At 57.2% G+C, this 14,464-nt stretch carries 13 protein-coding genes; 4 read left to right on the forward strand and 9 right to left on the reverse strand.

The annotated features are described in order from the left end of the window. Positions 1–30 precede the first annotated feature (30 nt). Entirely contained in the window at positions 31–567 is a 537-nt protein-coding gene (gene ssb1, locus V2S86_RS19460; RefSeq protein ID WP_006317814.1) for a single-stranded DNA-binding protein SSB1, read from the reverse strand. A 277-nt stretch (positions 568–844) separates the two neighbouring features. On the opposite strand from ssb1, the gene uvrA reads away from it, so the two are divergent. Beyond that, a complete protein-coding gene (gene uvrA / locus V2S86_RS19465) occupies positions 845–3,679 on the forward strand; it encodes an excinuclease ABC subunit UvrA (RefSeq protein WP_311994599.1) in 2,835 nt (944 codons plus the stop codon). 220 nt (positions 3,680–3,899) lie between these two features. Beyond that, positions 3,900–4,952, forward strand: coding sequence for an NAD(P)-dependent alcohol dehydrogenase (locus V2S86_RS19470; RefSeq protein WP_330763760.1), 1,053 nt, complete (start codon positions 3,900–3,902; stop codon positions 4,950–4,952). A 34-nt stretch (positions 4,953–4,986) separates the two neighbouring features. Here the strand turns inward: V2S86_RS19470 and maa are convergent, their stop codons facing one another. From maa to V2S86_RS19500, 6 genes are all read right to left on the reverse strand, one after another. After that, positions 4,987–5,544: a maltose O-acetyltransferase gene (gene maa / locus V2S86_RS19475; RefSeq protein WP_330763761.1), complete on the reverse strand. Its 558-nt coding sequence runs from the start codon at positions 5,542–5,544 to the stop codon at positions 4,987–4,989. 163 nt (positions 5,545–5,707) lie between these two features. Continuing rightward, positions 5,708–6,061: an MmcQ/YjbR family DNA-binding protein gene (locus tag V2S86_RS19480; RefSeq protein ID WP_311994597.1), complete on the reverse strand. Its 354-nt coding sequence runs from the start codon at positions 6,059–6,061 to the stop codon at positions 5,708–5,710. Positions 6,062–6,065: 4 nt separating this feature from the next. After that, positions 6,066–6,482 (reverse strand): secondary thiamine-phosphate synthase enzyme YjbQ, encoded by a 417-nt coding sequence (locus V2S86_RS19485; protein ID WP_006317808.1) that lies wholly within the window; start codon positions 6,480–6,482, stop codon positions 6,066–6,068. Between the two features lie 126 nt (positions 6,483–6,608). Then, on the reverse strand, positions 6,609–7,802 hold the full coding sequence (locus V2S86_RS19490; protein WP_330763762.1) for an amino acid aminotransferase: 1,194 nt from the start codon (positions 7,800–7,802) through the stop codon (positions 6,609–6,611). Between the two features lie 41 nt (positions 7,803–7,843). After that, a complete protein-coding gene (locus tag V2S86_RS19495; protein WP_330763806.1) occupies positions 7,844–8,461 on the reverse strand; it encodes a YitT family protein in 618 nt (205 codons plus the stop codon). Between the two features lie 313 nt (positions 8,462–8,774). After that, positions 8,775–9,242: an Lrp/AsnC family transcriptional regulator gene (locus V2S86_RS19500; RefSeq protein WP_330763763.1), complete on the reverse strand. Its 468-nt coding sequence runs from the start codon at positions 9,240–9,242 to the stop codon at positions 8,775–8,777. Positions 9,243–9,595: 353 nt separating this feature from the next. Between V2S86_RS19500 and V2S86_RS19505 the strand changes: the two genes are divergently transcribed. Next, positions 9,596–10,984, forward strand: coding sequence for an amino acid permease (locus V2S86_RS19505; protein WP_330763764.1), 1,389 nt, complete (start codon positions 9,596–9,598; stop codon positions 10,982–10,984). Between the two features lie 13 nt (positions 10,985–10,997). Next, positions 10,998–11,765: a transporter substrate-binding domain-containing protein gene (locus V2S86_RS19510; protein WP_311994594.1), complete on the forward strand. Its 768-nt coding sequence runs from the start codon at positions 10,998–11,000 to the stop codon at positions 11,763–11,765. Positions 11,766–11,808: 43 nt separating this feature from the next. Here the strand turns inward: V2S86_RS19510 and alr are convergent, their stop codons facing one another. Next, positions 11,809–12,888 (reverse strand): alanine racemase, encoded by a 1,080-nt coding sequence (alr, locus tag V2S86_RS19515; RefSeq protein WP_006317801.1) that lies wholly within the window; start codon positions 12,886–12,888, stop codon positions 11,809–11,811. Between the two features lie 17 nt (positions 12,889–12,905). Then, entirely contained in the window at positions 12,906–14,330 is a 1,425-nt protein-coding gene (gene dnaB, locus V2S86_RS19520) for a replicative DNA helicase (RefSeq protein WP_330763765.1), read from the reverse strand. Positions 14,331–14,464: the final 134 nt, after the last annotated feature.

Raw genomic sequence — 14,464 nt, forward strand, 5'->3', positions numbered from 1 at the left:
GCTTTTTTATTGGCTTCAGACAGCCTGATATCAGAAAGGAATATCGTCGTCGAAGTCCATTGGCGGTTCGTTGCTGCTGGCCGCCGGCGCGTTGTTCTGCGCTGGGCGCGCCTGCTGGCCGCCGCTGAACTGGTTGCCGCCCTGCGGTTGCTGAGGCTGGCCCCAACCGCCCTGGCCGCCTGCAGCCTGACCACCGCCGGCAGGTGCGCCGCCGCCTTGACGGCCGCCCAGCATCTGCATGGTGCCGCCAACGTTAACCACAACTTCGGTGGTGTATTTTTCTACGCCAGCCTGATCGGTCCATTTACGGGTCTGCAGGGCACCTTCGATATACACCTGGGAACCTTTACGCAGATATTCGCCCGCCACTTCAGCCAGCTTGCCGAACAACACCACGCGGTGCCACTCGGTTTTTTCTTTCTGCTCGCCAGTCGCTTTGTCACGCCAGCTTTCGGAGGTCGCCAGGGTAATGTTGGCCACTGCGCCGCCATTCGGCATGTAACGGACTTCCGGGTCTTGGCCCAGATTCCCGACCAGAATTACTTTGTTTACGCCTCTGCTGGCCATGAGAACTCTCCTGATGATTGATTTTTACACAGTATAAACGAGTAAGTTTAACACGCTCAGCCTGAAACGACACCCGTGTTGATAACTGCGTATTGTATTCCAGAATTGTCCTTTCGAGCGACCTTGTTGCATTCATATACTGGATATTCATTCAGGTTTTTTTGTGTCATAATTATGCGTTTCGTACTGGCTGTGCCGATTTTTTGCACGTTTGATTACAAAATCACCCGCACTAAATCCAGACAGGCACGGTGTATCATCAAGACGGGAAGTGTAAATGGACAATATCGAAGTTCGTGGTGCTCGAACCCATAATCTCAAAAACATCAACCTGATTATCCCGCGTGACAAGCTGATCGTCGTCACCGGTTTGTCCGGTTCAGGCAAGTCCTCGCTGGCTTTTGATACGCTGTATGCCGAAGGGCAGCGCCGCTACGTCGAATCGCTCTCCGCCTATGCACGCCAGTTTCTTTCGCTGATGGAAAAACCGGACGTCGACCATATTGAAGGTCTGTCGCCGGCGATTTCCATCGAACAGAAGTCCACCTCGCATAACCCGCGATCCACGGTCGGCACCATCACCGAGATCCACGATTACCTGCGTCTGCTGTTCGCCCGCGTCGGCGAACCGCGCTGCCCGGATCACCATGTCGCACTGGCGGCGCAAACCGTCAGCCAGATGGTGGACAACGTACTCAGCCAGCCGGAAGGCAAACGCCTGATGCTGCTGGCGCCGGTGGTGAAAGACCGCAAGGGCGAACACACCAAAACGCTGGAAAACCTGGCGACCCAGGGCTATATCCGCGCACGCATCGACGGTGAAGTCTGTGACCTCTCGGATCCGCCGAAGCTGGAACTGCAGAAGAAACACACCATTGAAGTGGTGGTCGATCGCTTCAAGGTGCGTGACGATCTGGCGCAGCGCCTGGCGGAATCGTTCGAAACCGCGCTGGAACTGTCCGGCGGCACGGCGGTAGTGGCCGACATGGACGACGAAAAAGCGGATGAGCTGCTGTTCTCCGCCAACTTCGCCTGCCCGATCTGCGGCTACAGCATGCGCGAGCTGGAACCGCGCCTGTTCTCGTTCAATAACCCGGCCGGTGCCTGCCCGACCTGCGACGGCCTGGGCGTGCAGCAGTTCTTCGATCCGGAACGCGTGGTGCAGAACCCCGAGCTTTCGCTGGCCGGCGGTGCGATCCGCGGTTGGGATCGCCGCAACTTTTATTATTTCCAGATGCTGCGTTCCCTGTCGGAACATTATGCCTTCGATGTCGAAGCGCCGTTCAACTCTCTGGACGCCAACGTGCAGAAAGCGGTGCTCAGCGGTTCCGGCAAAGAGTCGATCGAGTTCAAATACATTAACGATCGCGGTGATACCACCGTGCGCCGCCACCCGTTCGAAGGCGTGCTGCACAACATGGAACGCCGTTATAAAGAGACGGAATCCAGCGCGGTGCGCGAAGAGCTGGCGAAGTTTATCAGCAACCGCCCTTGCGCCTCCTGTCACGGCACTCGCCTGCGCGAAGAAGCGCGCAACGTATTTGTCGAAGACACCACGCTGCCGGAAATCTCCGATCTGAGCATCGGCCACGCCATGACCTTCTTCCAGAACATGAAGCTCAGCGGCCAGCGCGCCCAGATCGCCGAAAAAGTCCTGAAAGAGATTGGCGACCGCCTGAAATTCCTGGTGAACGTCGGGCTTAACTACCTGTCGCTGTCGCGCTCGGCGGAAACCCTGTCCGGCGGTGAAGCACAACGTATTCGTCTGGCCAGCCAGATCGGCGCCGGCCTGGTGGGCGTAATGTACGTTCTTGATGAGCCGTCGATCGGCCTGCACCAACGTGACAACGAACGCCTGCTGGAAACGCTGATCCACCTGCGTAACCTGGGCAACACGGTGATCGTGGTGGAACATGACGAAGACGCCATCCGCGCCGCCGATCATGTGATCGACATCGGCCCCGGCGCCGGCGTGCACGGCGGCCAGGTGGTGGCAGAAGGCACCGTCGAAGACATCATGGCGCAGCCCGAATCGCTGACCGGCCAGTTCCTCAGCGGCAAACGCGAAATTGCCATCCCTGAGCAGCGCGTACCGGCCGATCCGACCAAGGTGCTGAAGCTGAGCGGCGCACGCGGCAACAACCTGAAAGACGTGACGCTGACGCTGCCGGTGGGGCTGTTTACCTGCATCACCGGGGTCTCCGGATCCGGCAAATCCACGTTGATCAACGACACGCTGTTCCCGATCGCCCAACGCCAGCTCAACGGCGCCACCATTGCCGAACCGGCGCCGTTCCGCGAAGTGACCGGCCTCGAACATTTCGACAAAGTGATCGACATCGATCAGAGCCCGATCGGCCGTACTCCGCGCTCCAACCCGGCCACCTACACCGGCATCTTCACCCCGGTGCGCGAACTGTTCGCCGGCGTGCCGGAGTCGCGCAGCCGCGGCTATAACCCGGGCCGTTTCAGCTTTAACGTCAAGGGCGGGCGCTGTGAGGCCTGTCAGGGCGACGGCGTGATCAAGGTGGAAATGCACTTCCTGCCGGATATCTACGTGCCTTGCGACCAGTGCAAAGGCAAGCGCTATAACCGTGAAACGCTGGAAGTGAAGTACAAGGGCAAGAGCATCCACGAAGTGCTGGAGATGACCATCGAAGAAGCGCGCGATTTCTTCGACGTGGTGCCGGCGTTGGCGCGCAAGCTGCAAACGCTGATGGACGTCGGTCTGTCCTACATTCGCCTCGGCCAGTCGGCGACCACGCTGTCCGGCGGTGAGGCGCAACGCGTCAAGCTGGCGCGCGAACTGTCTAAACGCGGTACCGGCCAGACGCTGTATATCCTTGATGAGCCGACCACCGGTCTGCACTTCGCCGATATCCAGCAACTGCTGGCGGTGCTGCATCAGTTGCGCGATCAGGGCAATACCATCGTGGTGATTGAGCACAACCTGGACGTGATTAAAACGGCGGACTGGATTGTCGACCTGGGGCCGGAAGGCGGCAGCGGCGGCGGTGAAATCCTGGTCTCCGGCACGCCGGAAACCGTGGCCAACTGCGAAGCTTCGCATACCGCCCGCTTCCTCAAGCCGTTACTGAAAATGAAGAAATAACCTTTCTTGCCGGCGGGCCGTTTGCGGCCCGCCCTTTCATCCGCCCGCAAAAATTAAAGAGAAACAGGCAAGATTTAGACATTTTCAGGCATTTCCCTCCCTGCTCGCAGCTTTTATCATCAATGTTCCCTCTGCGCCGCCCGTATGACCTGGGCCGCGTCTCACCGGTACCCTGCTGCCGGAAAACATCCTCCCCCATTCACTGATGACTGGAGTTACCATGAACATTACGCATGCTTATGCCGCGCATGACGCGAAGTCAGCGCTCGTTCCTTTCGATTACACACCGCGCGCCCTGCGCGACCACGACGTGCAAATCGAAGTTCTGTTCTGTGGCGTCTGCCATTCTGATCTGCACCAGGTGCGCAACGAATGGAACAACTCGATTTTCCCGGTGGTGCCCGGCCATGAAATTGTTGGCCGCGTGACCGCCGTCGGCAACCACGTATCCCGCCATCAGGTTGGCGATCTTGTCGGCGTCGGCTGCATGGTCGATTCCTGTCGCAGCTGCCCGAGCTGTGACGAAGGGCTGGAGCAATACTGTGAAAACGGCTTTACCGGCACCTACAACGGCCAGGATCGGCAAACCGGCGCCATCACCTACGGCGGCTACTCGACCGCTATGGTGGTGGATCAGGACTTTGTGCTGCGGGTGCCGGCAAATCTCGATCCGGCGGGCGTTGCGCCGCTGCTTTGCGCCGGTATCACCACCTATTCGCCGCTGCGCCAATGGGGCGCCGGGCCAGGCAAGAAGGTCGGTATCGTCGGCCTCGGCGGCCTGGGGCATATGGGGGTCAAGCTGGCGCGAGCCATGGGCGCTCATGTGGTGCTGTTCACCACGTCGGCCTCCAAAGTTGAAGACGCCAAACGCCTCGGCGCTCATGAAGTGGTGATCTCGCGCAACCCGGAAGAAATGGCGCAGCACGTCAACAGCTTCGATTTTATTCTCAACACGGTGGCGGCTCAGCACGATCTGAACCCGTTCCTCAACCTGCTGCGGCGTGATGGCACCTTGACGCTGGTGGGTGCACCGGAACACGATCACCCGTCGCCGCAGGTGTTTAACCTGATCATGAAACGCCGCCGCCTCGCCGGTTCGCTGATCGGTGGCATTGCAGAAACCCAGGAGATGCTGGATTTCTGCGGCCAGCACGGTATTACCTCGGATATCGAACTGATCCCGATGCAGCAAATCAACGAAGCCTATGAGCGCATGCTGAAAAGCGACGTGAAATACCGTTTCGTGGTGGATATCAACTCTCTGCGAGCGTAATGCGACGGGCGCCCACTGCGGCGCCCGTTTTTTGTCATAGCTGTTTAATCACCCGCGCCGGATTGCCGCCGACCACGCAGTTGGCCGGCACGTCCTTGGTGACTACCGCCCCGGACGCCACCACCACGTTATCCCCCAGAGTGACGCCGGGATTAATGACCGCCCGGCCGCCAATCCACACGTTATTGCCAATGCTTACCGGTTTGCCGAACTCCGCACCGCCGACGCGGGTTTGCGCATCCAGCGGATGGGTAGCGGTATAAATATGTACCCCCGGCGCCAACAGGCAGTTATCGCCAATATGCACTTCGCACACGTCCAGGATGACACAGTCAAAATTGGCGTAAAAATTCTTCCCCAGGTAGATGTTATAACCGTAATCGCAGCGGAACGTCGGTTCGATGGTTCCCCCTTGATACTGGCCCAGCAGTTCCGCCAGCCACTGTTTACGCAGGTCGCCCTCGTCTGGGGATGAATGATTGTAATGATGCACCAGTTGGCGCGCGCGCTTGCGTTCGCTGCGCAGCAGCTCGTCACCGGCATCGTACAATTCGCCGGCAATCATCTTGCGTTTTTCTTCACTCATGGCCATCTCACGGCATCCTTTGGTCTCGCGGCTCATTGATTAAAAGCCTAGCCTTTCCTGGTGCGCAATCAAACGGGAACGTTCCCATTCTCGAATCGCGATCACAATTTCAAGAGAAAAAAGGAGATGAAGGAGCGGAAAAGGCAGGCAGCCACGCCTGCCCTGCCGATTAAGCGCGCAGTTCCTGCCGCACGTGGTCGGGTAACCCTTCCAGCACCAACTGATATGAACTGTCGATCAGGGTATAAAATTGCGAGTTCGGCAAGTTGCCGTCGAGAAACACCGTATTCCAGTGCGCCTTGTTCATGCCGTCGCAGGCGACGATCTCGGGGTGATGTTCGCGCAGGCTTTCCGCCAACTCCGGGCTTGATTTCACCGCCAGGGCCGGCCGGCCCTGTACCTCGCACACCATGGCGAACATCACGTCGCCGACCTTGATCTGGCTGGCCTGCCACTGGTTCTGGTCGCTTTGTTCCGCGCCCGGCTTCGCCATGCAGTATTCCAGCAGTGCTGTGTTATTCATTGGGTTACTCCCCCTGTAAAGTGGCCACAATACGGCGTGAACCGCCGTGGATGCGGTGCTCCCCCAGCCAAATCCCCTGCCATGTGCCCAACATCAGCCGCCCGTGACTCACAGGCAGCGTTAAAGATGCGCCCAGCAGCGAGGATTTGATGTGTGCCGGCATGTCGTCCAGCCCTTCGTAGTCATGCTGATAGGGTGCGTTCTCGGGTACCTGACGCAGGAAATGCTGCTCCATGTCGGCTCGCACCGTGGGATCACAGTTCTCGTTGAGCGTCAGCGAGGCCGAGGTATGCTGCAACAACAGATGCAGCAGGCCAGTTTGCAGGCGGTGTAAGTGAGTTAACTGGTCAGTAATCTCTTCGGTAACCAGATGAAAACCACGCGCTTTTGCGCTGAGGATAAGCGTTTGCTGATGCCACATGAGTGAGCGCCCCTCAATCAGTATATTCTCTATCCGGTTTGCGGCAACTTTGGCGGCAAACCGACAACAAAAAAGGAGCGATATCGCTATCGCTCCTTTGCTAACGCAACTTTACCCTAACAGTTTTTACTGCACCGCGGCAAACGCCTCGGCCACCTGATGCACGTTGTTGTGGTTCAGGCCGGCCATGCAAACGCGCCCGCTGTGGATCAGGTACACGCCGAACTCTTCACGCAGGCGATCAACCTGCGCCGCGCTGAAACCGGTGTAGCTGAACATGCCGCGCTGCTGCAGCAGGTAATCGAAGTTACGCTGCGGCAACGCGATTTTCAGCGCCTCTACCAGCGTTTTGCGCATCTCAAGGATACGGGTGCGCATGCTTTCCACTTCCGCCAGCCACTGGGCTTTCAACTGCGTATCGTTCAGCACCTTCGCCACCACCTGCGCACCGAAGTTCGGCGGGCTGGAGTAGTTGCGGCGTACGGTGGCCTTCAATTGCCCCAGCACGCGCCCGGCGGCTTCTTCGCTTTCGCACACCACCGACAGGCCGCCGACGCGTTCGCCATACAGCGAGAAGATTTTCGAGAACGAGTTACTCACCAGGCACGGCAGGCCGGCGGCGGCAATAGTGCGGATAGCGTAGGCATCTTCGGTGATACCGCCGCCAAAACCCTGATAGGCGATATCGAGGAACGGGATCAGCTCACGCTCGGCAATCACCTTGACCACTTCATCCCACTGGGCATGGGTCAGGTCAGAGCCTGTCGGGTTGTGGCAGCACGGATGCAGTAGCGCGATGCTGTGTTTCGGCAGCTGTTTCAACGCGCTCAGCATCGCGTCGAAGTTCACGCCCAGGCTTTCGCCATCAAAGTACGGATAGGTGTTCACTTTGAAACCGGCCCCGCCGAAGATGGCAATATGGTTTTCCCAGGTAGGATCGCTGACCCACACCTGCGAATCCGGGAAGTAGCTTTTCAGGAAGTCGGCCCCCACTTTCAGCGCGCCGGAACCGCCTACGGTCTGAATGGTAGCGATGCGCCCCTGCTGCAGCATCGGATGTTCGGCACCGAACAGCAGATGCTGAATGGCGGTACGGTAAGGCAGCAGGCCTTCCATCGGCAGGTACACCGACGCGCCCTGATCCACGCTGTTCAACTGCGCTTCCGCTGCGGCAACCGCCTTCATCTGCGGGATAATGCCCCGCTCGTCATAGTAAAGGCCGATACTCAGGTTAACCTTGTGCGCACGTGTGTCTTTTTTGAATTTTTCCATCAGCGACAAGATAGGATCGCCTGCATAGGCATCAACGTTCTGGAACACGGGGTCGTTCTCCTAGATTGGGTTATTCACAGGGTACAGATTCAAACGCTGTAACGACCAGGGCGATGGTTCATCGCGATAATCAGATTCAGCACCATTGCACCTAATATAGACGCAATTAGCAGGGAAATATTCACCACAAACAGTGAGGCTAACACGATAGAAATATCGACCGCCATTTGCAACTTGCCGGCGCGCAAACCGTATTTATCCTGCAGATACAGCGCGAGAATATTGACGCCGCCCAGGCTGGCCTTATGGCGAAATAACACAATAAACCCTAATCCCATGATCATGCTACCGAACACCGTTGCATAAAAAGGCTGCAGGCGATCAAAGTGGATGAAATAGGGATGCAAATCGGAAAATATCGACACCAGCGCCACCGAGCAGAAGGTTTTGACGGTGAACGCCCACCCCATACGGCGGATCGCCAGATAATAGAACGGCAGGTTAAGCAAAAAGAACGCTACGCCAAACGACAGCGGTGTCAGGTAGTTGATTAAAAAAGCCAATCCGGCGGTGCCGCCGGTCAGCGCGCCGGCCTGCCGCAACAGGATCACGCCGAACGACACCATCAACGTGCCGATCAGGATCGCCAGTATGTCTTCCAGCAGAGTATGGGAAATATTGTCTTCAGGGCTGATGCAGTTATCCATGGTGTTATTACTCAAAGTAGGTTGCCGTCACCACCCGGTGAACCGGGTTTGTACGCTGAATAATGCAAAAGCCACACCATAAGATCAGAAAAAAAGCCGTCATCATGCGATTCCGCAGGATGTTCGGCATTTATCCACAATAAGCCGCTGTTTTTATTTAAAATAAAAAACGCACAAAACACGCATAAAAATCAAAATAACTGCAAATACCATGCATTCAATGCAAAATTACCGAGCACTTATCGCATTAAATGCCCATTAATGGTGCAAGTCGCCCCTAAATGGTTCATTAAATGGATGCGACAATGTCCGATCAGCGCGCGACCGGCAGCAACCCGTTTTCTTTCAGCCTATTCAGTACCACCGCGGTTTTCACGTGCGCTACGCTCTTGTGCATCGACAGGGTTTTGCTGATAAAGTCGCTCAACGCTGCCAGATCGGCCACCGCTACCTTTAACAGATAGTCAGCGTCGCCGGTGGTTTTATAGGCGTCGAGAATAGCGTCAACCTCTTCCAGCATCTGATGAAAGCTGTCTACATGCTCCTGAGCATGGTTGGTCAGGCTCACTTCGATTAACCCCACCATCCCCAACCCAACGGCCTCCGGTGCCAACCGCGCATGGTAACCGCGGATCAACTGAGCCTGTTCCAGGCTGATGCGCCGCCGCGAGCACTGAGAAGCGGACAACCCCACCAACTCGCTCAATTCCTGATTGGTCAGACGGCCATTGGCCTGTAACAGCGTCAGGATTTTCATATCAAAATCGTCAATGTTGTACATAGCCACCTGTAAACCCGTTAAGAAATGTTGACGTTACAGACTATCAGTTTTTTTGCCCCTGTAATCCCCCCGTTTTGATTCCCCGGCGACGCCTCACAGTTTCATTGCACCACTCCGGCCCATTTCCGGTCATCGCGAGCACCCAATGCGAGCATTACGTGCGGGAAATAAGGTTAAAACGCCTTGAATGCCGCAATAAACACGGTTTAATGCACGGTTCGTGAGCCAAAGAGAAAAATAATTAAATAACGTTTTCAGCAAGTTATTAGTGAAACGCTCCCATAACCCTTACCCGCTGGCCCGATAGTTGCTAAATCCCCAACGACACGCATTTACCTTTTTGGGGAACACAGATGGACAATCATCAGTCAGAAAACCAGTTGAAAAGAGGGTTAAAAAACCGTCACATCCAGCTGATCGCTCTCGGCGGCGCCATCGGCACCGGCCTGTTTCTCGGCATCGCCCAGACCATAAAGATGGCCGGCCCCTCGGTGCTGCTCGGTTACGCCATCGCCGGGGTTATCGCCTTCTTTATCATGCGCCAACTGGGCGAAATGGTGGTGGAGGAACCGGTGGCCGGTTCCTTCAGCCACTTTGCCAATAAATACTGGAGCGGTTTTGCCGGCTTTATGTCCGGCTGGAACTATTGGGTGCTGTACGTGTTGGTAAGCATGGCAGAGCTGACCGCCGTAGGCATTTACGTGCAGTACTGGTGGCCGGAAATTCCGACCTGGGTCTCCGCAGCGGTATTCTTTGTGGCGATCAATGCCATCAACCTGACCAGCGTCAAAGTGTACGGCGAGATGGAGTTCTGGTTTTCCATCATCAAAGTGGCGGCGATCATCAGCATGATCGTATTTGGCGCCTGGCTGTTGGCCAGCGGGCACGGCGGACCGGACGCCAGCGTGACCAACCTGTGGCAATACGGCGGTTTCTTCCCTAACGGCATCAGCGGCCTGGTGATGGCAATGGCGGTGATCATGTTCTCGTTCGGTGGCCTGGAGCTGGTCGGCATTACCGCCGCCGAAGCGGATAACCCGGAGAAAAGTATCCCGCAGGCCACCAATCAGGTGATTTACCGTATTTTGCTGTTTTATGTCGGCGCCCTGGCGGTGCTGCTGTCACTGTATCCGTGGCAGAAGGTGGTGGAAGGCGGCAGCCCGTTCGTCCTGATCTTCCATGCGCTGGACAGTAATCTGGTAGCGACGCTGCTGAACATGGTGGTGCTGTCCGCCGCGCTGTCGGTGTACAACAGCTGCGTGTACTGCAACAGCCGCATGCTGTTTGGGCTGGCAAAACAGGGCAACGCGCCGCGCGCACTGCTGAAGATCAACCGGCGCGGTATTCCGCTGGCGGCGCTGAGCGTGTCGGCGCTGGTAACCGCATTGTGCGTGCTGCTCAATTACCTGATGCCGGGCAAGGCGTTTGAATTGCTGATGGCGTTGGTGGTGTCCGCATTGGTGATCAACTGGGCAATGATCTGCATTACCCACCTGAAGTTTCGGCGCGCCAAGCGGCTGGCCGGGCAGCAAACGCGTTTCCAAAGTTTGGGCTACCCGTTCACCAATCTGATTTGTCTGCTGTTTTTAGCCGGGATTTTGGTCATTATGTTTATGACGCCAGGCATCCGGATTTCGGTATGGTTGATTCCGGTTTGGCTGTTGGTGCTGGCGGTAAGCTATCTGCTGAAGAAAAAGAACGCCGCCGCGCCGGGCGCCATTGCTGAATCCAATAACGTATAAGCAAGGGAAACAGATGAAAAAGCTATTACCTCTCGCACTGCTGGTCGCCGCCGGGAGCGCCAGCGCCCAATCCCATCTGGATAAGGTGACACAACAGGGCACGCTGGAAGTGTGCACCACCGGCGATTACAAGCCCTACACCTTTTTGAAGGAAGACGGCAGCTACGAAGGCATTGATATCGCCATGGCGGAATCGCTGGCCAAGAGCCTCGGCGCCAAAGTGAAATGGGTGAAAACCAGTTGGAAAACCCTGACGCCGGACTTTGTCGCCGGCAAGTGCGACATCGCCATGGGCGGCATTTCCGTCACGCTACAGCGGCAAAAACAGGTGTTCTTCGCCGATAAGCTGGATACCGACGGTAAAATCCCGCTGGTGCGCTGCACCGACGTGAAGAAATACCGGACGGTCGAGCAGATCAACAAGGCATCTGTACGCCTGTTGGAGCCGGCGGGCGGCACCAACGAAGCGTTCGTACATGCTTACCTGCCTAACGCCAAGCTGACGTTGACCCATGATAACGTGGGTATTTTTCAGCAGTTAGTGGACAAGAAAGCCGATGTGATGATCACCGACGCTTCCGAAGCGCTGTATCAGCAAAAGCGCTACCCGAAACTGTGCGCGGTAAATCCGGACAAACCGCTGCAATACGGCGAGAAGGCCTATATGTTGCCGCGTGATGATCTGAGCTGGAAGCTGTATGTGGATCAGTGGCTGCACCTGGCCAAAGCGACCGGTGAGTATCAGAGCATTATCGATCAGTGGCTGGCGGTAAAGAAGTAACGCGTTGAAGGTTGGGGCCGGCACCTTGCCGGCCCACGACAGGCTATTCGCCGATATATTCCATCGCCACGCGCTGCGTCAGCTTGGTAATCAGCTCATAGGCGCTGATGCCGGTACAAGCGGCAATGCGTTCAACCGGCAACGCCTTGCCCCATAGCACCACTTCATCGCCGACCTTATCGGTCGCGTCCGGCCCGAGATCGACCGAAATCATGTCCATCGACACCCGGCCGACCACCGGAACTTCGCGGCCATTGAGCCACACCGGGGTACCGGAAGGCGCACTGCGCGGGTAACCGTCGCCGTAACCCATCGCCACCACGCCCAGACGAGTGTCGCCTTCGCTCACCCAGGTGCCGCCGTACCCCACCGACTCGCCGGCCTTGTGGTCACGTACCGCAATCAGGTTGGACTTCAGCGTCATCGCCGGCTGCAGATCAAACTGGCTGCCGCAGGAATCCTCCATCGGAGAAACGCCGTACAGGATAATGCCCGGACGCACCCAGTCATTGTGCGCATCCGGCCACAGCAAGGTACCGCCCGAAGCGGCGATCGAGCGCTGGCCCGGCTTGCCACGGGCAAAACTTTCGAAGCACTGCATTTGCTTGAGCGTAGCGTCAGAGTCCGGTTCATCGGCACGGCTGAAATGGCTCATGATATTGACCGGCTGCGCCACGTTACGGCAGGCGCTCAGACGCTGATAAAAGGCTTCGGCCTGTTCCGGACGAACGCCGAGGCGGTGCATGCCGGTATCCAGCTTCATCCATACCGGCACCGGGCGCGCCAGCTCGGCCTGCTCCAGCGCTTCAAGCTGTTCGATGCTGTGCACCGCGGTTTCGATGTTATTCGCCACCAGTACCGGCAGATCTTCAGCGCAAAAGAAGCCTTCCAGCAACAGGATCGGTTTCACGATGCCGCCGGAGCGCAACATCAGCGCCTCGCCAATGCGTGCCACGCCGTAGCAATCGGCGTCTTGCAGGGTGTGAGCTGTTTCCAGCAGGCCATGTCCATAAGCGTTTGCTTTCACAACGGCAATCAGGCGGCTTTGCGGCGCCTGGCGGCGCACCTGTTGCAGATTATGTCGCAGAGCGCGGCGGTCGATGACAGCGGTTGCCGCTTTCATTTCAATTCCTTAGCTGATTATTCATCATCATACTGTGGCCCCGCGTAGTTATCGAAACGCGACCACTGGCCGTTAAAGGTCAGGCGCACGGTACCGATCGGGCCGTTACGCTGCTTACCCAGAATAATTTCGGCAATCCCTTTCATGTCGCTGTTCTCGTGATAAACCTCGTCACGGTAGATGAACATGATCAGGTCGGCATCCTGCTCGATGGAGCCGGACTCACGCAGGTCGGAGTTGACCGGGCGTTTGTCGGCGCGTTGCTCCAGGCTTCGGTTCAACTGCGACAGCGCCACCACCGGCACCTGCAGCTCTTTCGCCAGCGCCTTCAGCGAGCGGGAAATTTCGGCGATCTCCAGCGTACGGTTGTCGGACAGGGCCGGCACGCGCATCAGCTGCAGGTAGTCGATCATGATCAGGCTGAGGCCGTCATGCTCGCGGAAAATACGGCGTGCGCGGGAACGCACTTCGGTTGGTGTCAGGCCGGAGGAGTCGTCGATGTACATATTGCGCTTCTCCAGCAGAATGCCCATGGTGCTGGAAATACGCGCCCAGTCCTCGTCGTCGAGCTGGCCGGTACGAATACGCGTCTGGTCGACGCGCGACAGCGACGCCAGCATACGCATCATGATCTGGTTGCCGGGCATCTCCAGGCTGAAGATCAGCACCGGCTTTTCCTGCGTCATGGCGGCGTGTTCGCACAGGTTCATGGCGAAAGTGGTTTTCCCCATCGAAGGACGGGCGGCGACGATGATCAGGTCCGATTTTTGCAAACCGGCGGTTTTCTTGTTGAGATCCTGATAGCCGGTGTCTACCCCGGTAACGCCGTCGTGCGGCTGCTGATACAGCTGTTCGATACGCGAAACGGTGTCTTCCAGAATACGCTCGATACCTTTCGGGCCTTCATCTTTACTGGCGCGATTTTCCGCGATCTGGAATACCCGCGACTCGGCCAGATCGAGCAGATCTTCGCTGCTGCGGCCCTGCGGATCGTAACCGGCGTCGGCGATCTCGTTGGCTACCGAGATCATTTCGCGTACGACCGCACGTTCACGCACAATGTCAGCATAAGCGCCGATGTTGGCGGCGCTTGGGGTGTTTTTCGACAGCTCGGCCAGATAGGCGAAACCGCCCACCGAATCCAGTTCACCGCGCTGCTCGAGCGATTCTGACAGGGTGATCAGGTCGATAGGCCGGCTCATTTCCAACAGCCGCTGCATCTCGGTGAAGATCAGGCGGTGCGGACGGCTGAAGAAATCGTTGGAGACCACGCGTTCCGATACGTTATCCCAGCGTTCGTTATCCAGCATCAAACCGCCCAACACGGACTGTTCCGCCTCCAGCGAATGTGGCGGCATCTTCAGCCCTTCCATCTGGCGATCTCGGGGGCGATCTCTGGCGTCGTCCGCGTAAGTTTTGTTGGTTGGTTTTTTTCCTGCCATGAAGCGTATTCTTTATCCGGTTGCGAATGGAGAATCCTGACGCGAGAGTATACGTGATTTTTATCTGTGATTCCCGCGGCATAACCGATGCAAAAAAGGTATCAATCCGCGCCCGGCTAAACTGGATCGTCAAT

Origin of the sequence: Serratia sp. C2(1), assembly GCF_036352655.1 — a bacterium.
Classification (GTDB): domain Bacteria; phylum Pseudomonadota; class Gammaproteobacteria; order Enterobacterales; family Enterobacteriaceae; genus Serratia; species Serratia inhibens.

Bases quoted from the DNA above. Each gene is read 5' to 3' on its own strand.
- dnaB (WP_330763765.1), bottom strand. From the start codon at position 14,330: ATGGCAGGAAAAAAACCAACCAACAAAACTTACGCGGACGACGCCAGA.
- V2S86_RS19480 (WP_311994597.1), bottom strand. From the start codon at position 6,061: ATGAATAACACAGCACTGCTGGAATACTGCATGGCGAAGCCGGGCGCG.
- V2S86_RS19500 (WP_330763763.1), bottom strand. From the start codon at position 9,242: ATGTACAACATTGACGATTTTGATATGAAAATCCTGACGCTGTTACAG.
- ssb1 (WP_006317814.1), bottom strand. From the start codon at position 567: ATGGCCAGCAGAGGCGTAAACAAAGTAATTCTGGTCGGGAATCTGGGC.
- alr (WP_006317801.1), bottom strand. From the start codon at position 12,888: ATGAAAGCGGCAACCGCTGTCATCGACCGCCGCGCTCTGCGACATAAT.
- uvrA (WP_311994599.1), top strand. From the start codon at position 845: ATGGACAATATCGAAGTTCGTGGTGCTCGAACCCATAATCTCAAAAAC.
- V2S86_RS19510 (WP_311994594.1), top strand. From the start codon at position 10,998: ATGAAAAAGCTATTACCTCTCGCACTGCTGGTCGCCGCCGGGAGCGCC.
- V2S86_RS19470 (WP_330763760.1), top strand. From the start codon at position 3,900: ATGAACATTACGCATGCTTATGCCGCGCATGACGCGAAGTCAGCGCTC.
- V2S86_RS19485 (WP_006317808.1), bottom strand. From the start codon at position 6,482: ATGTGGCATCAGCAAACGCTTATCCTCAGCGCAAAAGCGCGTGGTTTT.
- V2S86_RS19505 (WP_330763764.1), top strand. From the start codon at position 9,596: ATGGACAATCATCAGTCAGAAAACCAGTTGAAAAGAGGGTTAAAAAAC.
- maa (WP_330763761.1), bottom strand. From the start codon at position 5,544: ATGGCCATGAGTGAAGAAAAACGCAAGATGATTGCCGGCGAATTGTAC.
- V2S86_RS19495 (WP_330763806.1), bottom strand. From the start codon at position 8,461: ATGGATAACTGCATCAGCCCTGAAGACAATATTTCCCATACTCTGCTG.